18 protein-coding genes are annotated in these 19,131 nt (G+C 73.8%); 10 read left to right on the top strand and 8 right to left on the bottom strand.

Going from position 1 to position 19,131, the window contains the following annotated elements; translation table 11 throughout:
* Nucleotides 1–183: 183 nt before the first annotated feature.
* The 3 genes from BXA11_RS11845 to BXA11_RS11835 form a co-directional block, all read right to left on the bottom strand.
* On the bottom strand, nt 184–2,373 hold the full coding sequence (locus tag BXA11_RS11845) for a S8 family serine peptidase (protein ID WP_143734205.1): 2,190 nt from the start codon (nt 2,371–2,373) through the stop codon (nt 184–186).
* A 156-nt stretch (nt 2,374–2,529) separates the two neighbouring features.
* The gene (locus BXA11_RS11840) at nt 2,530–2,778 is read right to left on the bottom strand and encodes a hypothetical protein (RefSeq protein WP_076434525.1); all 249 of its coding nucleotides are present in this window, start codon (nt 2,776–2,778) and stop codon (nt 2,530–2,532) included.
* Between the two features lie 58 nt (nt 2,779–2,836).
* A complete protein-coding gene (locus BXA11_RS11835; protein ID WP_076434524.1) occupies nt 2,837–3,463 on the bottom strand; it encodes a hypothetical protein in 627 nt (208 codons plus the stop codon).
* Between the two features lie 270 nt (nt 3,464–3,733).
* Here BXA11_RS11835 and BXA11_RS11830 point away from each other — a divergent pair, with 270 nt between their 5' ends.
* The 4 genes from BXA11_RS11830 to BXA11_RS11815 all read left to right on the top strand — a co-directional run bounded on the left by BXA11_RS11830 (nt 3,734) and on the right by BXA11_RS11815 (nt 6,641).
* A complete protein-coding gene (locus BXA11_RS11830) occupies nt 3,734–4,654 on the top strand; it encodes an endonuclease/exonuclease/phosphatase family protein (protein ID WP_143734204.1) in 921 nt (306 codons plus the stop codon).
* Between the two features lie 124 nt (nt 4,655–4,778).
* Nucleotides 4,779–5,381: an ArsR/SmtB family transcription factor gene (locus BXA11_RS11825; protein WP_204053573.1), complete on the top strand. Its 603-nt coding sequence runs from the start codon at nt 4,779–4,781 to the stop codon at nt 5,379–5,381.
* A gap of 3 nt (nt 5,382–5,384) precedes the next feature.
* Nucleotides 5,385–6,140, top strand: a complete 756-nt coding sequence (locus tag BXA11_RS11820) for an SRPBCC family protein (protein WP_030505594.1) — start codon at nt 5,385–5,387, stop codon at nt 6,138–6,140.
* Between the two features lie 45 nt (nt 6,141–6,185).
* Nucleotides 6,186–6,641: an SRPBCC family protein gene (locus BXA11_RS11815; RefSeq protein ID WP_143734203.1), complete on the top strand. Its 456-nt coding sequence runs from the start codon at nt 6,186–6,188 to the stop codon at nt 6,639–6,641.
* Nucleotides 6,642–6,726: 85 nt separating this feature from the next.
* Here the strand turns inward: BXA11_RS11815 and BXA11_RS11810 are convergent, their stop codons facing one another.
* Both BXA11_RS11810 and BXA11_RS11805 read right to left on the bottom strand, forming a co-directional pair.
* Entirely contained in the window at nt 6,727–7,542 is an 816-nt protein-coding gene (locus BXA11_RS11810) for a DUF429 domain-containing protein (RefSeq protein ID WP_076434522.1), read from the bottom strand.
* A gap of 10 nt (nt 7,543–7,552) precedes the next feature.
* A complete protein-coding gene (locus BXA11_RS11805) occupies nt 7,553–8,929 on the bottom strand; it encodes an FAD-binding oxidoreductase (protein WP_076434521.1) in 1,377 nt (458 codons plus the stop codon).
* Nucleotides 8,930–9,086: 157 nt separating this feature from the next.
* On the opposite strand from BXA11_RS11805, the gene BXA11_RS11800 reads away from it, so the two are divergent.
* The 4 genes from BXA11_RS11800 to BXA11_RS11790 all read left to right on the top strand — a co-directional run bounded on the left by BXA11_RS11800 (nt 9,087) and on the right by BXA11_RS11790 (nt 14,688).
* On the top strand, nt 9,087–9,677 hold the full coding sequence (locus BXA11_RS11800; protein ID WP_143734202.1) for a hypothetical protein: 591 nt from the start codon (nt 9,087–9,089) through the stop codon (nt 9,675–9,677).
* Nucleotides 9,678–9,682: 5 nt separating this feature from the next.
* Nucleotides 9,683–13,366, top strand: a complete 3,684-nt coding sequence (locus BXA11_RS11795; RefSeq protein ID WP_204053574.1) for a BTAD domain-containing putative transcriptional regulator — start codon at nt 9,683–9,685, stop codon at nt 13,364–13,366.
* A 144-nt stretch (nt 13,367–13,510) separates the two neighbouring features.
* On the top strand, nt 13,511–13,708 hold the full coding sequence (locus tag BXA11_RS44480; protein WP_239104921.1) for a hypothetical protein: 198 nt from the start codon (nt 13,511–13,513) through the stop codon (nt 13,706–13,708).
* Nucleotides 13,708–14,688, top strand: a complete 981-nt coding sequence (locus BXA11_RS11790; RefSeq protein ID WP_239104938.1) for a cation diffusion facilitator family transporter — start codon at nt 13,708–13,710, stop codon at nt 14,686–14,688. Before BXA11_RS44480 ends, BXA11_RS11790 begins: the two co-directional genes overlap by 1 nt.
* 49 nt (nt 14,689–14,737) lie before the next feature.
* Here the strand turns inward: BXA11_RS11790 and BXA11_RS11785 are convergent, their stop codons facing one another.
* Nucleotides 14,738–15,508 carry a sporulation protein gene (locus BXA11_RS11785; protein WP_239104922.1) on the bottom strand — a complete coding sequence of 257 codons (771 nt, stop codon included), beginning with the start codon at nt 15,506–15,508 and terminating at the stop codon, nt 14,738–14,740.
* 263 nt (nt 15,509–15,771) lie between these two features.
* Between BXA11_RS11785 and BXA11_RS11780 the strand changes: the two genes are divergently transcribed.
* Together BXA11_RS11780 and BXA11_RS11775 are read left to right on the top strand one after the other, a co-directional pair.
* Nucleotides 15,772–16,095 carry a YciI family protein gene (locus BXA11_RS11780; protein ID WP_076434518.1) on the top strand — a complete coding sequence of 108 codons (324 nt, stop codon included), beginning with the start codon at nt 15,772–15,774 and terminating at the stop codon, nt 16,093–16,095.
* Nucleotides 16,092–17,327, top strand: coding sequence for an RNA polymerase sigma factor (locus BXA11_RS11775; protein WP_076434517.1), 1,236 nt, complete (start codon nt 16,092–16,094; stop codon nt 17,325–17,327). The genes BXA11_RS11780 and BXA11_RS11775 overlap by 4 nt, the downstream gene beginning before the upstream one ends.
* An 11-nt stretch (nt 17,328–17,338) precedes the next feature.
* Here the strand turns inward: BXA11_RS11775 and BXA11_RS11770 are convergent, their stop codons facing one another.
* Together BXA11_RS11770 and BXA11_RS11765 are read right to left on the bottom strand one after the other, a co-directional pair.
* Complete coding sequence (locus tag BXA11_RS11770; RefSeq protein ID WP_076434516.1) at nt 17,339–18,382, bottom strand: glycoside hydrolase family 113 protein; 1,044 nt, start codon at nt 18,380–18,382, stop codon at nt 17,339–17,341.
* Nucleotides 18,379–19,074 (bottom strand): TetR/AcrR family transcriptional regulator, encoded by a 696-nt coding sequence (locus BXA11_RS11765; protein WP_083744159.1) that lies wholly within the window; start codon nt 19,072–19,074, stop codon nt 18,379–18,381. Before BXA11_RS11765 ends, BXA11_RS11770 begins: the two co-directional genes overlap by 4 nt.
* Between the last annotated feature and the right edge of the window lie 57 nt (nt 19,075–19,131).

Raw genomic sequence — 19,131 nt, 5'->3', positions numbered from 1 at the left:
CGTGACCCGATCTCCGGCGGCGACACGGGCGGCGGCCCGCGCCGGCCGGAGACCGGAGCGCCCGGGACGGGACCGGTAGCGGAGAGCGCCGCGCGCCCGGGGGCTCCACCGGAGCCCCCGGGAGTCCACGCCACGCTCCATGACCCCATGCGACGGTGTCCTCAGTCCACCGCGTCCTCTGTCTCATTCGGTGGGGTCGGCCGGGTCCTCGCCGAGGAGCCCCGCGGCCCGCATCTCCTCCCTCAGCCAGGCCATGGCGGCCTGTTCGCCTCCGGACGGGCCGATCCCGCCCGCCGGCATGCCGTTCGCCGTACGGGGAGCCATCGGGGCGTCGTCCGCCGCGCCGCCGGGCGTCCGGCCCCCGCCGGGCCCGGTGGCGTACGGCCGGTCGGCGGCCGTCCCCCCTCGCTTGCCCCGTGTTCCCGTGCCGCCGGGCGCTCCGCCCTGGCCGGCCGGCGAGGCGCCGCCGGTCGACGTGGCGCGCCCGCGCCGCCCACCGGTGACGAGACCGCCGGGCACCGGCCCGTTGGCCGTCGCGCCCGCGCCGTACGCCGCCTGCGGGGTCATGCCGGGCTGCGCCCCGGGGCCCGTCTTGCCGCCCCGGCCCGTATGCCCGGAGTCGCCGTCCGGGCCCCCGCCCGCCGGCACGAGCAGTCCCGCGCCGGTCATCTCGGCCGTGAGCTGCCCGAGCAGCGTGTCGGCCTCGACCGGCTCCGGTGTGATCTGCGCGAGGGCCGGCGCGAGAGCGCGCAGCGCGTTCGGCATCCCCGCACCGGTGCGGTGGAGGTCGCCGAGGTTCAGCGGGACGCAACTCGACCTGATGATGTGGAAGAGGTGATCGACCCGCCGTGCGTCCCGTCCGCTGAAAAGGCCCCGGAAGTCGCCGTGGTGGGCGAGCACCAGTGCCGCGAGGCCGGCGACGTGCGGCGCGGCCATGGAGGTGCCGTCCAGCGCGGCGTACCCGTCCGGAGGCACGGCCGACAGGACGGCCACGCCCGGGGCGCACACGTCGATCTCCGGGCCGTGGCAGGTGAAACGCGGCGAGAAGAAGCCGTCGCCGGTCACCGGCCCGCGGATCTCCGCCTCGTGGGCGGTGCCGGGCGGGAACGCGTCGGACTTGCCGACGGCCGCGACGGTCAGCACGCCCGGCAGGATGCCGGGGAAGCCGACCGGTCCTCCGTCGTTGCCCGCGGCCACCACGCACGCCACCCCCGCCTCGCGCGCCTGCTCGATCTTCGCGGCGACGAGCGGCGAGTGGTGCCTGCTCGCCAGGCTCAGGTTGACGACGTCGATCCGCTGCTCGACGCAGTAGTCGAGCGCCTCGATCAGGTCGCTGAACCGCCCGCCCGGGAAGATCTTGCAGACGTGCACCTCGGCCTCGACGGCGAAGCCGACGACACCGCGGCCGTCGTCGGCGCCGGAGACGACGGCCGCGCAGTGGGAGCCGTGGTAGGCGGCGTCGACGGACCAGCCGTCCGGCTCGCCGCCGACCAGGTCGACGCCGGCGTGGACGCGGTCGCGCAGGTCGGGGTGCCGTATGTCGGCCCCGGAGTCGATGACGGCGATCCTGACCCCCGCGCCGCGCAGCGTGGGCGGCAGGCGGTCGAGGTTCATCGCCTGCTGACCCCAGCCGAAGACCTGCCTGCCGGGGAAACCGTTGAAGGTCTCCGACAGGCGCATCGGCTCGATCAGGTTGTCCCGGGTCGTGGACAGGGCGGGGCGGTCGATGTGGACGCTCCAGTAGCCGGAGCGCGGCCGGACCGTCACCCCGTTGATCGACTCCGGAGTCTCCCCGACCATCGTGACCACCGCACGGCCGTCGGTCCCCGTGGACGTCTGGGCGGGCCAGCCGTGCCCCGTCACCAGGACGCTCGCGCCGGGCAGCGGCGTGCCGTCCGCATCCCTGACCAGGAAGGCGAACGTGCTCTCCACGCCCGGCGGCACCACGGCCGGGGCGGACCGCCGCCTGCGCGGCGGCTGGGGCACGTCGCTGTAGGTGAGCAGCCGATCGCGCTCGAAGTAGAGCTGCGGATACTGCCGCCGCAGCGCCTCGACGTGCTCGGCGGTCATCTCCGCCACGACCACAGCGGGGAACCCGGGGGCCTGAGCCCCCGGGTTCCCCGCCGTTCCCCGCAGGCGGCGCAGCACGCGCACCTCGGGGTCGTCCTCCAGCAGCCTGCGCACCGTGTCGCCGTCGAGAGCCGGCACGGCTGCTCCCGGCACCGCCGGATGCGGCTGGGGCAGCGCGGCCACCATGTAGCGCCGTGGCCTGGGCTCCACCGGCTGCGGCGCCTGGCGGGACGCCTGCCGCCCCCGCGGTGACGCCGGGCGCGGCTCCTCGCTTCCGTCCTTGGGCTTGTCGTTACTGGTCACAAACGTCTCGACTCTCCCCAGCTCAGGCTGGTGTGGCCGGCCACGCCTCGTACGGCGCGGACGGCAGCTCAGGCTCTGTCATCACATTTCGCCGGTCTCGGGACGGCGGGGGCCCGGACCGGCCGCCGACCGGTCCGGGCCACCGAGGTGATCACGTCACAGCAGTGGAACCGTGGGCCGTCCGGGAGCGACGGCGCCGAGCGCGAACTGGATCTGCGCGAGGCACGCGTCGTACCGCCCGGCCCGGTACAGCTGTACCGCCTGCACCAGCAGCGGGATGATCCCCGCGACCTGGGGCGCCTGCGGGAGTGACGCCTGCAGCCAGCCGTACAGCCGCTGGAGCGTCGCGGCGCAGTGCGCCTGCAACGGCGCGGCCTGCGCCGGATGCCCCGTCGCGACTCCCATGGCAGGGGGCGTCACCGGACTCATCCCGGGACCCATCGACTCCACGGTGTTCCTCCGATCAGAGTGCGGCACCGGCCGGCACCGGGACCTGCTGAGCGGCCTGCTGGTGCATCTGGCCGTAACCCTGGCCATAGGCCTGGCCATACGCCTGGCCGTAGACCTGCGACAGCGGCTGCATGGTCAGCGGGACCTGCTGCCCGTACGCCGCCTGGATGTGCTGGGGCATGACGGGCTGCATGCCGAGCTGCAGGGCCTGCTGAGCCGGGTGCTGCGCGTACGCCTGGGTGGCGTACGGCTGGCCGTAAACCTGCGGGATCTGCTGGGCCTGGGCCTGGATGGCCTGAAGGGCCTGCAGAACCTGCGGCGGAAGCACCTGCTGCTGAACCTGCTGCTGGATCTGCTCGCGGACCTGGTGCTGGTAGAGCACGCCCTCCAGCATCTGACGGGCAGCGGGAGCGCCGTAACGCACGCTGCACCGCGCGACCTTGGTCCAGAAGGTCACCGGGCTCACCAGGTGCTCCTGCGGGAGGATGTGCTCCTCCTGCTGGATCATCGCCAGAGGCGACAGCTGGTGCTGCACCCCCGGGATCTGCTGACCGAGCTGCTGCAGGGGCGAGATCTGGTGCTGAGCGCCGTACCCCAGCGTGGTCGCCATGGTCGTGGGGTTCATAGCTGTGAACGTCATATTCACTCCTTCGGAGCCAGTAGGTCCGACCCATCGCCGATGTGATTACATCGCGTGACAGATCGGTCGCACAACGTTATAGGCGTAATGAGTGGATAAGGCCGATTTGGCACTCGGGCTGGGTGCCGCGAAGGACCGTGCCTCCGCCTGGAGTCGCCCAAGCGGGCGGACAGTCCGGCGCCGTGCCCATCCCGGGAGCGCCGGGGCCGTAGTGGTGCACCCGATCTGGCATGATCACCTCCCTGGCAGCCGACGACTCCTGGGAGTGACGTGAAACGGTTGAGATGGGCCGCGGTAGCCGCAGTTGCGCTGCTGCCCGCGCTGGCGTCCCCGCCGGCGCACGCGGCGCGGGCCACGACCTCGTACCGCGCCTGGCACTGGAACATCGCGGGCAACACCATGCACCACGGCTCCACCACAGACGGGCTCGTGGCCGCGGCCGTCCAGTCGATCCAGGACAACAGCGCCGTCTTCGCCTCGCTGAACGAGGTGTGCGCGCAGCAGTTCACCGCGATGATCAACCAGCTGCGGGCGGTGGACTGGCCGGTGGACCCGGCCAACTTCGCCCGGTTCGAGACCACCATCCCCGGCCGGTCGGGCGGCCCGTGCGGCGGCAAGGACTACGGCATCGCGCTGTTCAGCAAGCAGCCGCTCGGGCCGGCCGACCGATTCACCCTGCCCTACGACGGGAACGAGCCGCGCCATCTCCTGTGCGCACCGCTGAAGAGCCAGCCGCAGCTGCGGTTCTGCACCGTCCACGCCACCTTCGTCGACGCCTATCGAGCGACGCAGCTCAAGGCGATCTTCGGTCACGTCGACGACTATCACGCCGACGGCGATCAGGTGATCCTCGCGGGTGACTTCAACGTGGGTCCGGACTGGGCGCGGATGGACCCGTACTATTCCGCCCAGGTGAATACCCCCAACAATCACAACAACACCGGCCACTACCGCGAAGTGGACGACGCCGACCCCGTCTACTGCACCGGGTACGGCGAGACGACGGAGGAAGGGGCCGGCGGCGGCGGCCCGTGCGGCACCGGAGGGAAGATCGACATGATCTTCAGCCACGAGGACGACTACGTGGCCTCCGCGTCGACCGGCGACGCACGGTCCTCCCCGCACAGTTGCGGCGGCAAGTCCTGCTCCGACCACCGGATCCTGGTCGGGCTCCTCACCCTCGGCCACTGAGCGCCGCGCCGTCGAGCGGCGGCCAACCGCGCGGGGCCCTGTCCGGCCCCGCGCCAGTACGAGTTCAGCGCCGACATCTCTATTTGCCTTGACAATTTTGTTTGTCGGGAGCCATCCTTGAGGCATGAAAGACGTGGCGGTGATCGAGGACCCGGCGGCGGCGGAGGCATCGCTGGATCCGATGCGGGCACGGTTGCTCGCCGAGCTTACGGAACCCAGCTCGGCGACCATGCTGGCGGCCAAGGTGGGGCTGCCGAGGCAGAAGGTGAACTACCATCTCAAGACGCTGGAGCGGCACGGCCTCGTGGAGCTGGTCGAGGAGCGCCGCAAGGGCAACGTCAACGAGCGGGTGATGCGGGCGACCGCGGCGTCGTTCGTGATCTCCCCCGCCGCGCTGGCGTCGGTCGCGCCCGACCCGTCGCGCGCCCCCGACCGGCTGTCGGCGCGGTGGCTGCTGGCGCTCGCCGCCCAGCTCGTACGCGACGTGGGCACGCTGATCGTCGGGGCGTCCCAGGCACGCAAGAAGCTCGCGACGTTCGCCATCGACGGCCGGGTGCGCTTCGCCTCGGCCGCCGACCGCGCCGCGTTCGCCGAGGAGTTGTCGGCCGCCGTGGCCGCGCTCGTGAGCAAGTACCACGACGACTCGGCCGAAGGCGGGCGCGAGCACCGGCTGGTCGTCGCCGTCCATCCCGCCGTCCCCCGGACGGCCGACACCGAGGAGCGCTGAAGCGTGCCCCACGAGTTCGAGCTACGCAAGGAAATCGAGCTGGACGCGACCCCCGAGCAGGTCTGGGAGGCGATCGCCACCGGCCCGGGGGTGGACTCCTGGTTCATGGGACGCACCGAGATCCCGTCCGCCGAGGGCGGCCGCGGCCGGTTCACCATGTTCGGCAACAGTGAGAGCACCACCGTTACCGGGTACGAGCCCGGCAAGCGGTTCGCCTTCCGGAGCGACGAGAACCCCGACGGCACGTTCATGGCGATGGAGTACCTCGTCGAGGGACGCGATCACGGCAGCACGGTCCTGCGCCTGGTCCAGCACGGGTTCCTCGGCGACGACTGGGAGACCGAGTTCGAGGCGATGGGCGTCGGCTGGGACATGTACCTGCACAAGCTCGCCCAGTACCTCACCTACTTCCGCGGCCGCCCGGTCACGGTCGTGTCCGCCGCACGCCCCCAGGCGGCCGAGAGCGAGCCGGCCTGGGCGGCGATCAGGGACGCGCTTGGGCTGCCGGCCACGGTCCGGCAGGGCGACCCCGTACGACTCGCGGTGGACGGGCTGCCGCCCGAGGAGGGGGTGGTCGACTACACCGGCTTCCCGGCCTTCCTCGGCCTGCGGACCGCCGACGGGCTCTATCGGTTCATCCACTCCGGCCCGAAGCGGGGGAACGTGGTCGTCCTCGGACACCACGTCTTCGCCGAGGACGCCGACCAGGAGCAGGTCGAGGCCGCCTGGCGGTCCTGGCTCTCCCGGCTCTTCCCCTGACCTTCCCTGCGAGACCGCACGTCCGGATTCCTGACCACGAAGGGCATGACGATGACGAACACCCCCGACCTCGAATACACCATCACCCGCGTCCTGGACGCTCCCCGCGAGACCGTCTTCCAGGCGTGGACCGAGCCGGAGCGCTTCAGCCGGTGGTTCGGCCCGCGCGGCTTCACCACCCCGGTCTCGCTGATCACCATCGACCTGCGTCCCGGCGGGGAGTGGAGCGCGTGCCTCGTGTCGCCGGAGGGCGCGAAGGCCCCTCTCAGCGGGGTCTACCGGGAGATCACGGCCCCCGAGCGGCTGGTGTTCACCACCGGCGACCCGGACAACCAGGAGGGCGCCGTGGCCTCGGTCGCGACCGTCACGCTCACCGACCTGGGAGGCCGTACGGAGATGAGGTTCACGCAGGAGGGCTACAACACCGACGAGGCGCACGCCGAGGCCGCCAAGGCGGGCTGGCTCCAGTTCTTCGACCGGCTCGCCGAGCACCTCGCCTGAGCTCCCCCGGCCGTACGCCGCACCTCCCGGAGACGCGGCGTACGGCTCCATGTCCGGGTTGTCTCACCGCCCCGGCCGGGCGTGGTCAGGCCCAGATGGCACAGGGGATGCCATCGGAGAAGACCTCGGGAGGATCGGGCAGGGGCCGCGCCTCCCCGGATGCCACCCGCAGGGCCGTCCAGGCGGCGGCGCCCGCGTCGAGCACGTCGTCCACTCCCGCCGCCGCCCCGGCCGGGCCGAGGTCGCCCGCGAGCACGACGCCCGCCGCCGCCAGCAGTTCACGCCGCCGCTCGGCGCCCGCCCACGTCGTCTTCGGGTGTGGCAGGGGCGCCCCGGCGAGCCGGGCGAAGCTCAGCTCGGGGTGGATCTCCACGACGCGCCTGCCCGCCTCCCGCACCCAGCGCTCGACCTCCAGCAGCTTCTCCTTGAGCCCGAACGCCTGGCGGGAGACGCCCTCGCCGGTCAGCCGGCGGTTGACGGCCACGGCCGTGGCGTAGTCGTCCGCCTCGATCGCGGCGCGCACCGGGGTCATGAACACCGACCGCCACCGAGGGCCGAGCGCCTGGCGCGCCAGCACGTCGGCCCGGCGGCGGCCCCCAGGGCCTCCAGGGTCTCCAGGGCCCCCAGGGGGCACAGGGCCTCCAGGGGACGCAGGGCCGCCGGGGCGAGCATCGGGGTGGACATCCGGATACATATCGCGGAGACCGTCGGGCAGGCCGATCGGCATGTCCACCGCCACGACGGCGACCTCGCCGTCCGCGTCCGCCAGGGCGACCAGGTCCGCGACGCGGGGCGCGAAGTAGGCACGCGCCGCACCCCCGTCCCGGGGGCAGGCGGGCGGGACCACCCCGATCCAGCCCGCCCTGCATGCGTCGACGCCGAGCACACGAGCATCCGTCACAGGACCATGCTCAGCCCTGGCGGGGGACGACGTGGCCGAAGCGGAACAGGTTCGCCGGGTCGTAGACCTCGCGCAGCTTCGCCAGCCGCCGCAGCGTCTCCTGCGGCCAGGCCCGGGAGATCTGCTCGGGAGCCAGGGCGCCGCCCTGGAAGTTGATCAGTGCGCCGCCGGTCGACCAGGGCGCGAGGGCCTCGATCACGGCCCGTACGGCCGCGGGGACGGCCGTGTCCATCAGCTCGGGCACCGGCGCGCCGATGGCCAGCAGCGTGAAGGCGCCGTCGCGCCCGCCCACGGCGTTGGGCTCCTTGGGCTGACGGGCGAGCGCGCCGCCGAGCTGACGCAGCTCGACCACGGCCAGCGGAACCTGCGCGGCCGGGCCGGCGACCGCGAGCAGCGCGTCCACGGTCTCCGCGGTCAGCTCGCGCAGCAGCGCGCCCCGCTCCGCGACCGGCATGGGCCCGGTCGGGTCCTGGTGGATGGAGTCGATCGCGGCGTACGGCAGAGGCCCGACGGCGTCGAGCACCGGCTCGGCCACGGCCCGCATGGGGGCCAGCAGCGCCTCGGCCTCCTGCCCCTCCCCCACGTGGGCGACCCGCAGGTGGACGACGAACCTGCCGCTGAGCTGCGGCGGAAGCTCGGGCAGCGGAGGCAGGCGCAGCAGCGCGACCGACGTGGTGGTGGTCTCCGGCAGCGTGCCGGCCCAGCCTCGGTAGGCGTGCAGGACCCGCCCGGCGTCCTCGGCGGCGAAGAACAGGCCGCCGCCGTACAGGCCGGTGAGCGGCAGCAGGTCCAGGGTGATCGAGGTGACGACGCCGAACCCGGCCTTGCCCCCGCGCAGCGCCCAGAACAGGTCGGGCTCGCGGACCGCGTCGGCGGTGCGCGCCACGCCGTCCCCGGTGACGACGGTGAGCTCCCGCACGTGGTCGGCCGCGAACCCGAAGGTCCGCGAGATCGGCCCGATGCCGCCGCCGAGCGTGAAGCCGACCACGCCGACGCCGGTCGCCGAGCCGCACAGCGGAGCCAGACCGTACGGCGCGGCGGCGGCGATGACCTCGCCCCACGTGCAGCCGGCCTCGATCGTGGCGGTGCGGGCGGCGGGGTCCACCACGACCTCCCGCATCGCGCGGGTGCTGATCAGGGCCGCGCCGTCGGCCGCCTGCACGGCGCCGTGGCCGGTCGACTGCACGGCCACGGGCAGCCCGTGCGCGGCGGCGAGCCGTACGGCCGCGGCCACGTCGCCGGCGTCCCGCGCCGCGACGATCACGGCGGGCCGGTGGCGCACGGCGAGGTTGAACCCGGCGGCCTCCTCCTCGAACCCGTCCTGTCCCGGCGCCAGGACCCGGCCGGCGACCTGTGCCCGCAGTGCGTCTTCGATGGTGCTGTGCATGTCCGTCCTTCGGATGTCGTCTGCTGTGACGGTGACAGTTGTCGCAGCCGGGCCTTGGTGTTTTCTTGCGCCTGCCGGGCCGGGGGTTCGGCGACGCGCCCAAGGGATCCTAGAGACGCACTAGGAAAGTCCAAGACGGTGCCCCCACGCTGGGGCGATGTCGTCGCCGTCGAAGAAGCGCCCGCCGCGGTACGCCGCGTCGCCGGAAACGTCGCCAGGCACGTCACCGGAAACGTCACCAGGCACGTCACCGGGAACACTGCTGCTGCGCGAGGTGCCGGCGCACCCGGGCGCGCCGGGAGCCGGCATCATCGGCCCGGCGCTGGAACACGTCCTGCGCGAGGTCCCGGCCGCCCGGTGCCGTCTCTACGTGCTGACCGACCTCGCCCGGCCGGCCGGTGCCGCCCCGCTCGCCGCCGCGCTGCTGGAGACCGGGGCGCCCCGGCAGGTCCCGCAGTCGGCCCTGCTGCACGTGCTCGCCGTGGCCGAGCCGTGCCTCGGCCGGGGGCCGGGCCAGGGGTTGGGCCGCCGCCTGCTCGACGACCTGCTGATGGAGCTGCGCGCGGACGGCGTGCGGGCCGTGTGGTTCCTCCCCGGTCCCCGGGACGACGGCCTGCGCTCCCTGCTGGGGAACGCCGGTTTCAGGGCCGCGACGAACCGTGGTTTCTCCCGTGAGAACGAGCGGACATACGGGTATGATGAGCCAGAAATCCGGCCCTGGGCCACCTGGCTCTTTCGGGAGTTGTGATGCGCATGAGCATCGACGGCGCGCGATTACCGGCGCCGCCCCCGGGCTTGGACGGCCGCCAGGGCTCCGCTCTCGACTTCCGCCTCCTCGGCACGCTGGAGGTCGCCGACGGCGCGGGGACGATCCTCGATCTCGGGCCCCGCAAGCAGCGGGCCGTGCTGGCGCTGCTGTTGCTGAACGCGCCCCATGTCGTGCCGCTCGACCAGCTCATCGACCGGCTGTGGCGGGATGAGCCGCCCTCCAGCGCCACGGGAACGCTCCAGGCGTACATCTCGCATCTGCGCAGAACGCTCGAACCCCGGCGCAGCCCGCGCTCCCCGGCCCGGGTGCTGCGTACGCGGGAGCCCGGCTACCTGCTGGACATCGAGCCGGACCAGGTCGACGCCGAGCGGTTCGGCCGGGCGGCCGAGGCCGCGCGCGCCGCGCTGGCCGCGGGCCGTCCCGAGGAGGCCGAGCGGATCCTGGGCCCGGCATTGGCGCTGTGGCGGGGCGAGCCGCTGGCCGACCTGGCCGACGAGCCGTTCGCCCGGTCCACCATCGCCCGTCTGAGCGAAACCCGCCTGCACGCGCTGACCGTACGCGCCGAGGCGTGGCTCGCGCTGGGACGGGCGGCCGAGGTGGCGGTCGAGGTCGAGCGCCTGCTCGAACTGGACCCCTACCGCGAGGGCCTGTGGGCGCTGCTCATGCGGGCCCTCTACCGGGAGCGCAGGCAGGCCGAGGCGCTGGCCGCCTACCAGCGTTGCCGCACGCTGCTCGGCGATGAGCTGGGCCTCGACCCGAGCCCCGAACTGCGGCGGCTCGAGCAGGCCATCCTCCTCCAGAACGAGTCCCTGGCGGGCGTGTGGGCCCCCGTGGCCGCCGTGCCGCCGGAGACGGCCGCGGGCGCACGGGAAGTCACCGGGCAAGGCGGCGGGATAGGCGGCCGGGAAGGCACGGGCGCAGGCGCCGGGGTAGGCGCAGCCGGCGGGAACACCGGGGACAGGAGCACCGGGGACAGGAGCGCCGGGGACTCGGCCGCTCCGGGACTGGTGGGGCGCGAACCGCACCTGCGCCGGATCGCCGGGCGGCTCGACGACCTGCGCCGGGGCGTGGGCGGGGTGTTCCTGGTGAGCGGGGAGTCCGGCGTCGGCAAGACCCGTCTCGCGGAGGCCACCGCCGGTATGGCGGCCGAGCGCGGGGTCGGGGTGGCCTGGAGCAGGTGCGTCGAAGGCAGCGGCGCCCCCGCGTTCTGGCCCTGGATCCAGACGCTCAACGCCCTGGGCGCCGACCGGGCTCCGCAGACGTCCCGAGGCGCGGCGGCGGCCCATGCCCCGGACACGTCCCGAGCTTCGTCAGCGGATGGCGCCCCGGGCACCGGCGAGGCCGGAGAGTCCGGGGAAGCGGGCGGCGACCTCGCCCGGCTCGCCCACCGCCTCTCCGACGGAGACCGTACGGACACGGCCGACCCCGACACCGCCCGGTTCCTGCTGCACGACAGCGTGGCGCGGGCCCTGACGCGGCGGGCCTCGGACGCCCCCGTGCTGGTCGTGGTGGAGGACCTGCACTGGGCCGACGCCGCCTCGCTGAAGCTGCTCACCTTCCTCGGCGCCGACCTGCACCGCGTTCCGCTCCTGGTGCTGGCCACCGTACGGCCCGAGCCCGCGGTGGACAGGCAGGCCCTGACCGAGGCGCTCGGCGAGCTGACCCGCCAGCGCGGCACCGAACGGATGAGCGTCGCTCCGCTCACTCCCGAGCAGATCGCCGACTACCTGCGCGAGACGGGATGGGCCGGCCCCGGGCCCGAGCTCGCCTCCGCGCTGCACGACAGGACCGGCGGCAACCCGTTCTTCCTGGGCGAGCTGCTGCGCCTGCTGACCAGCACCCATCCGGACGGCGGGGTGGGCGTGGCGGACGTGCTCGCGCTGGCGGTGCCCGACGGCGTGCGCGACGTGATCGGTCAGCGGGTGTCGCGGCTGCCCGAGGACTCCCAGACCCTGCTGCGGGCGGCCGCGGTGATCGGCAGGGACGTGGACGCCGACGTGCTGGAGACCGCGACCGGAGTCGGCGGAGCCCGGGTGATGATGCTGCTCGAACCGGCCGTCGCGACCGGACTGCTGGTCGAGGTGGACGGCGGCTGGGACTACCGCTTCTCCCACGCGCTGGTGCAGGAGGCGCTGTACTCCGGGCTCAGCCGTAGGCAGCGGGCCCAGCTCCACGGCCGGGTGGGCGAGGCCATCGAGACCCTGCGGTGGGGTGAGGCCGGGTCGCGTCTGCCCACCCTGGCCCACCACTTCGGGCTGGCCGCCCGGGTCGGCTACGCGGACAAGGCCGTCTCGTACGCCGTGGAGGCGGCGGGCCAGGCGACGGCCCGGCTCGCCTACGACGAGGCCGTGCTGCACTGGGAGCAGGCCCTCGACGCCTGCGGCCCCGGTCCCGCCGCCACCCGGTGTGGCCTGCTGATCGGCCTGGGCAAGGCTCGGCGGGTGACCGGTGACGTGGAGGGGGCCCGGAGCGCGCTGGACGAGGCCGTGACGCTCGCAACCGGCATCGGCGACGACGCGGCCGTCATCGAGGCGGCCACCGTCTTCGGCGGCGTCACCCTGTGGAACTGGCGCTCGTACGGGGTGGTGGACCAGCGCATGGTGACCGTGCTGGAGGACCAGCTCGCCCGGCTCGCCCCGGACGCCGTGCGCACCCGCGCGGAGCTGCTCGGCACGCTCGGCGTCGAGCTGTACTACGGCGACCGGCGCGAGGAGGGCCGCCGCCACGCCCTGGAGGCCGTGGAACTGGCCCGGCGCACCGGCGACCCCCTGTTGCTGGCGCGCACGCTGAACAACTTCGTCATCGCGGCCTGGACGCCTGAGCACGAGGAGGAGCGCTACCGGGCGGCCGAGGAGATGCTGGGCCTGCCCGGCCTCCCCAGGGCCACCGAGATCGTCGCCCGCCTGCACCGCATGCCCAAGTTCCTGAAGGCGGGCATGCTCGCCGACTACGACGCGGAACTGGCCCGATGCCTGCGGCTCACCGCCGAGGTGCGGATGCCGGAGATCGAGACGCAGGTCGCGTACGCCGCGGCCGGGCGGGCGATGCTGGCCGGCGACTGGGCGGAGATGGACCGGCAGGCGGTCATCGGCACCGGCAGCTACCGCCGCACCAGTCTGTGGGGGACGGACGTCCTCAAGCTGATCTACGCGTTCTTCGCCGACTGGTGCCAGGGACGGCCCAGCCCACTGCTGACGGATTTGGTCGAGGCGGCGGCCGACGAGTCCGATCTGATCGTGCGGCCCACGGCGGTCCTGGCCGCGCTGGGGGCGGGCGACCGCGAGCTGGCCCATCGCCTGATCGACCGCTGGGGCGCGGCGCGGCCACGGGACTGGACGTGGCAGTTCGTCGCCTGGCAGTGGGCCCTGGTCGCCGCGGAACTCGGCCGGCCCGACCCGCACGAGCTGCTCGGCGAGCTGCGGCCGATCGCCGGCGAGCTCATGACCATGGGCACGGGCTGCCTGTCGTGGGGAACGCTCCACCACGTGGTCGCCCGGCTCCAGCACCGGGTCGGCGATGTTCCGGCCGCCCTGACGCACGCGGAGGCCGGACGGGACGCCCACCGGCGGCTCGGCCTGCCCCACCTCGTGACCCGCAGCGAGGCGCTCCTGCGCGAGATCCGCGGAGCCGTGGGGGATGCCGGCCGCACCGGCGACGCGCCGGCCTGACCCGGGGACGCCGCACGGGAGTTCCGCAGGCTCGACAGGTGCGGGGCGTTCGCAACTGCGCCGCACCCGCTCTTGTCGAGATGCTGCGACGGACTTTCCACGGCATCGTGAGTGTCATGAGCCAGCGACAGGCCGCCCCCGGGCATGAGCACGGCCACGAGCACGGCCACGGCCATGGGCATGGGCACGGGCATGGCCACGGCCATGGGCATGGGCATGGGCATGGGCACGGGCATGGCGACCGGCACGGGCATGGGCGCAGTGTGGCGGCGCTTCGCGCGCGGGTGGCGCACCTGCTGCGCCCTCACTCGCACGAGCACGCCGAGAGGATCGATCCGGTGATGGAGTCGTCCGCCCGGGGGATGCGAGCGCTGTGGGTGTCGCTGGCCGTTCTCGGCGCGACCACGCTGGTCCAGGCGGCCGTGGTGGCCCTGTCGGGGTCGGTGGCGCTGCTGGGCGACACCCTGCACAACGCGGCCGACGCCCTGACCGCCGTACCGCTCGGGATCGCGTTCCTGCTCGGCCGCCGCCCGCCCAACCGCCGCTACACCTACGGCTACGGACGGGCCGAGGACCTGGCCGGTGTCGTCATCGTCGTGACGATCGCCGCCTCCTCCATCGCCGCGGCGTACGCCGCGATCGGGCGGCTCCTGGAGCCGCGAGAGGTCTCCCACCTGGGGGCCGTCGCGGCGGCGGCGCTCGTGGGCTTCGCCGGGAACGAGCTGGTCGCCCGCCACCGCATCCGGGTCGGACGTGAGATCGGCTCGGCCGCCCTCGTCGCCGACGGGCTGCACGCCCGCACCGACGGCTTCACCTCACTGGCCGTTCTCGCCGGAGCCGGAGGGGCGGCCCTCGGCTGGACCTGGGCCGACCCCGCCGTCGGCCTGCTCATCACGGTCGCGATCCTGATGGTGCTGCGGCAGGCGGCGCGGGAGGTGTATCGGCGGCTGATGGACGCCGTCGACCCCGCTCTGGTGGACCGCGCCGAGGCGACCCTGCGAGGCACACCCGGCGTGCTCGGCCTGGGCCAGGTGCGGCTGCGCTGGATCGGCCACCGGCTCAGGGCCGAGTGCGAGGTCGTCGTCGACCCGGCCGCCACGGTGGTGGAGGCCCATCGGGTCGCGGCCGAGGCCGAGCACAACCTGATCCACGCCATCCCCCGGCTGACGGCCGCCATCGTGCACGCCGATCCGCTGCCTCACGACGGCGTGGACCACCACGCCGTCCTCGACGGGCACCGGCACGACCAACCCCCGGCCGACATCGACGGCCACCGGCACGACCAACCCCCGGCCGACATCGTCCGGCATCGCGCCGGCTGACCCGAGCACGAGACGCCCGGCGTCCGGGGGCCCCTTTTCCTGACCCGGGTCAGAACCAGCCGCGGTGCCGGGCCATCGCGGCGAGGCCGTCGCGCAGCGCCTGCTCCACCCGGCCGGGGTGGTCGCCGTACCCGACGCGGAACCGGTTGTAGACGTCGCGGCTGGAGCTGAGGAAGCCACCCCTCTTGTCGGCCTCCAGGATCACGTCCATCGAGTGCGGTCCGGCGATGAAGGTCAGCTCAAGCTCGCTGAAGTGGCGGCGCCATTCCGGCCCGGCGTGATACTCGATCTCCTGGTAGAACGGCATGGTCGAGCCCCGCAGGGTGCCGCGCTCCAGGTCGGCCCGCTTGAAGTGGAAGCCCATGTGGACGAGCGCCCCGAGCAGGTGGTCCTGCGCGGGCAGCGGGTTGACGTGCAGCGGGTCGAGGTCGCCCTTGTCGAGCGCGCCCGCGAGCGCCAGCTCGGTGGCCACGCCGAGCCGCATGCCGGGCAGCGGGCGCCCGCCGACCGTGCTGACCGGCGTCTCCCACGGCACCGGGATCGCGAACGGCAGCGCGTGGGCCTCCCCCGCCCGCAGGTCGAACGGCCCGGACACCGGCGCCCGCAGGAAGCTGTAGGTCGCGTGGTGTTCCTGGTCGCCGTGCTCGACCTCCACGACGGCGGTGAAGTCGACGGTGATCCCGTCCACCTTGTGGTCGGACGACCCGCCCCTGAAGCGGACCTCGCCGTACAGGGTCTCCCCCGGGCGTACATGCGGGTCGCGCAGCACCGTGTCGACCTCCACGCCGGCCCCGAGCGCGGCCATCAGCTTGCGGAACACCGGTCACTCCCTCGGTCGCGGATCGTTCACCGCTGCCAACGACCCGTCCCCGCCGCCCGGTTCCCCGTACGCCGTCACGAGGCGAGCCGGCGCGGGAGGTGGAAGGGGCGGGTCCGGTCGATGCCGCTCTCCCTCCGACGATCGGCAGGAACAGATCATGGTGGAGAACGCCCACGACATCGCGCGAAATCCTTGGGGGCGTCCATCACGGCCGTCGCCGTTCGTCGTAGGGACATGATGAGATTCCAGCCCGAGGAGGACGCATGAAGTACGTGCTGCTGATCTGCGGCGACGAGTCGGCGGCGGAGCACGCCGATGAAGGGTGCGGCGGGTGGTCGGAGAAGATGGCGGAGCGCGGCGTGCTCCGGGGAGGGGCCGGGCTGCGCCCGCCGAGCGACGCCACCACGCTGCGGGTCCGCGAGGGCGAGGTGTTGCTGTCGGACGGGCCGTTCGCCGAGTCCAAGGAGCAACTCGGCGGGTTCTGCCTGATCGAGTGCGCCGACCTGGACGAGGCCATCGAGATCGCCGCCGCCCACCCCGCCGCGGCGTACGGCACGATCGAGATCCGTCCGCTCATCGACCTGTGACACCGCCGGTCGAGGCAGCCGTCGACCGGGCCTTCCGGGAGGAGTGGGGGCAGGTCGTGGCCACCCTCATCCGCTGGACGGGCGACTGGGACCTGGCAGAGGAGTGCGCGCAGGACGCCTTCGCCCTGGCCCTGCGGACCTGGCGGCGCGACGGCGTGCCGCGCCGGCCCGGGGCGTGGCTGACCACGGCCGCGCGCAACCGGGCCGTGGACCTGCTGCGCCGGGAGGCCACCGGCGCCGCCAAACTGCGGGAGGTGGCGGGCGTGCTCAGGATTGAGGACGCCGCCGGCGGCGACGAGCCGGGCGTGCCGGACGACCGGTTACGGCTGATCTTCACGTGTTGCCATCCGGCGCTCGCGCTGGAGGCCAGGGTGGCGCTGACCCTGCGCACCCTCGCCGGGCTCGGCACGACCGAGATCGCGCGCGCGTTCCTGGTCGGGGAGCAGGCGATGGCCAAGCGGCTGGCCCGGGCCAAGCAGAAGATCAGGCACGCGGGCATCCCCTACCGGGTGCCTCCCGCCCACCTGCTGCCCGAGCGCCTCCCGGCGGTGCTCGCCGTGCTGTATCTGCTGTTCAACGAGGGCTACTCGGCGACGGCCGGCGCCGACCTCGTGCGGCACGACCTCGCGGACGAGGCGATCCGGCTGGCCCGGGTGCTGGTGCGGCTGATGCCGGACGAGCCGGAGGCGGCGGGCCTGCTCGCGCTGATGCTGCTGCACCACGCGCGCCGCGCCGCCCGCCTCGACGAGGCCGGCGACCTGGTGGTGCTGGAGGACCAGGAGCGCGGCCTGTGGGACGCCGGCCAGATCGCCGAGGGCGTGGCCCTGCTGGACGGCACGCTGCGGCGGGGACGGCCCGGCCCCTACCAGGTGCAGGCCGCCATCGCCGCCTGCCACGCCACCGCGGCCCGCCCCGAGGACACCGACTGGGCGCAGATCGCCGTGCTGTACGCGCGGCTCTCCCGGCTGGTCCCCTCGCCCGTCGTGGAGCTGAACCGCGCGGTGGCGGTCGGCATGGCGTACGGCCCCGCCGCGGGCCTGGCGCTGGTCGACGCCCTGCGGGAGACGGGCGCCCTGGCCGGCTACCACCTGCTGCCCGCCGCCCGAGCCGACCTGCTGCGCCGCCTGGGCCGTACGGCCGAGGCCGCCGACGCCTACCGGGAGGCGGCCGGCTTGGCCGCCACCGACGCCGAGCGCCGCTACCTCGCCCGCCGCCTCGCCGCCCTCGGCTGACGGAGCCGGCGTCAGGTTCGGTAGCAGTCCGCCAGGGCCGTGAACGCGGCCTTCGGTTCCCAGGGCATGCCGGGGTAGGTTGTGCCCGGACGGCCCTCCAGCACCTTCACCACGCCGCAACTCGCCATGTCGAGGTCCTCACGGGGGTCGTCCCGGTGGGGCAGGTCGTATCGGGCGAAGGTGTACCAGAAGGCGGCGTCCACTCCCTCCTCGTCGAGGATCCCCAGCACCTCACGCAGGTAGGCCGCCTGCTCGTGCTCGTCGCGGACGTGGTCGCCGATCAGGCCGGCCGCAGCGCCGTCCTCACCCCACTTGACGATCGAGTCGCCGCGCTCGCCCAGGTCGGCCGCGCCGCGGTGGGTGACGCACCCGAACTCGGTGATCGCCACCGGCTTGCCCTGTGCCTTCCCCTGCGCGACGAAGGCGCGGATGTTGTCCCGATAGTGAGCCGCGGTGGCCGCCGACCGATAGCCGGCGTCGGTGGCGATGACGTCGAAGGGCGTCCAGTCCACCTGTTCGAAGGGGATCGAGCAGTAGCCGATCCGGCCGCCGAACCGCTCGCGGGCGACCGCGACCGCCTCACGGAGGAAGGCGTTGACGCGGCCGGGCAGCAGGGGGAGCACCTCGCGCAGGGCCTCCGGCCGGGCCAGCAGGGGCATCCGGTCCCCGAACGTGGCGCCGGGCAGGAACCCGTCGGTGAACAGGCTCATCTCCGAACCGGTGGTCAGCACGACCTCCGCGCCCTCGCGGCGCAGCCGCTCGGCGTGCTCGGCACAGTCGGCGATCACCGCGAGCAGCTCGGTGGTGGTGATGTCGCAGGTGAACGGGCACAACCACACGTCCAGGCCGGCCTCGGCGGCGCGGGTGGCCGCGGCCTTGAGCCGTCCGGGGTCGCCGCCCGTGATCCGTACGGCGGTGCAGTGCAGGTCCTCGCGGATGACGCGCATCTCCCGTTCGACCACATCGAGGTCGAAGGGCTCCCGGGTGCTGCGCCCGGCGGCGCGGGCGGCCGCGTCCGCGAAGCCGGTGTCGAAGTTGATGCCCTTGCCGTTCATTTCCCGCTGTTCCTTTCCTCACGTTCAGAGATCCCGCGAGGCACCGGCGGCACAGAGGGTGCGGGCGGCACGGGTGGCTCCGGCGGCTCGGGCGGCTGGGCGGAGAAGACGCAGGACAGGGTGCGGCGCAGGACGGCGGCGAACGACTCGGTGTTCCCCGGTGCGAGCCAGTGCCGTCCCGCCACTCGGACGGCGCCGGTGACCGCGGCGGCCATGACGGCGGGGTACACGTCGCGGGCGAGGTCGGTGCCGGTGCGCGCCGCGATCGCCTCGGCGAGCGGCCCCTCCGCCATGCTGAACGCCTTGAGCGCCTCACCCTCCAGCTCGGGCGTCATCATGATCATTCGCAGGCCCGCCTTGTCGGGCTCGGGGTCGGTGTAGAGCCCGATCACGGCCGCGGTGACGGCCTGGTCCAGCGGCTCGCCGGCGGGCCGCGACCGCAGCGCCCGCCCGGCGCGCCTGGACTGGTCGGCCTGGAAGGCGCAGATCGCCTCCTCCCTGCTGGAGAAGTAGTTGTTGTAGGTGCGGGGCGACACGCCCGCCGCCGTGGCGATGTCGTGGACCCGGACGAGGGCGAGCCCGTGGGGACCCCGCTCGATGGCCAGGCGCAGCGCGGCCCGGCCGATCGCCTCCCGGGTGGCCTGCTTGTTGCGCGCTCGAAGGTCCCTGTCGTCATCGTCGTCATCGTTCACGCGGCGACCCTACGGGATATTGCGCGGCACGCACAAGATGCGCGTCACGCAATCCGA

Source organism: Microbispora rosea (assembly GCF_900156315.1).
GTDB classification, from domain to species: domain Bacteria; phylum Actinomycetota; class Actinomycetes; order Streptosporangiales; family Streptosporangiaceae; genus Microbispora; species Microbispora rosea.
The sequence above is the reverse complement of the archived record's forward strand: the minus strand, read 5'-3'. Positions and strand labels throughout refer to the sequence as shown.

Coding starts and splice junctions, on each gene's coding strand:
- BXA11_RS11840 (WP_076434525.1), bottom strand. CDS start 2,778: ATGGGAGTCGCGACGGGGCATCCGGCGCAGGCCGCGCCGTTGCAGGCG.
- BXA11_RS11835 (WP_076434524.1), bottom strand. CDS start 3,463: ATGACGTTCACAGCTATGAACCCCACGACCATGGCGACCACGCTGGGG.
- BXA11_RS11825 (WP_204053573.1), top strand. CDS start 4,779: ATGAAAGACGTGGCGGTGATCGAGGACCCGGCGGCGGCGGAGGCATCG.
- BXA11_RS11815 (WP_143734203.1), top strand. CDS start 6,186: ATGACGATGACGAACACCCCCGACCTCGAATACACCATCACCCGCGTC.
- BXA11_RS11805 (WP_076434521.1), bottom strand. CDS start 8,929: ATGCACAGCACCATCGAAGACGCACTGCGGGCACAGGTCGCCGGCCGG.
- BXA11_RS11800 (WP_143734202.1), top strand. CDS start 9,087: ATGTCGTCGCCGTCGAAGAAGCGCCCGCCGCGGTACGCCGCGTCGCCG.
- BXA11_RS11795 (WP_204053574.1), top strand. CDS start 9,683: ATGAGCATCGACGGCGCGCGATTACCGGCGCCGCCCCCGGGCTTGGAC.
- BXA11_RS44480 (WP_239104921.1), top strand. CDS start 13,511: ATGAGCACGGCCACGAGCACGGCCACGGCCATGGGCATGGGCACGGGC.
- BXA11_RS11790 (WP_239104938.1), top strand. CDS start 13,708: ATGGAGTCGTCCGCCCGGGGGATGCGAGCGCTGTGGGTGTCGCTGGCC.
- BXA11_RS11780 (WP_076434518.1), top strand. CDS start 15,772: ATGAAGTACGTGCTGCTGATCTGCGGCGACGAGTCGGCGGCGGAGCAC.
- BXA11_RS11770 (WP_076434516.1), bottom strand. CDS start 18,382: ATGAACGGCAAGGGCATCAACTTCGACACCGGCTTCGCGGACGCGGCC.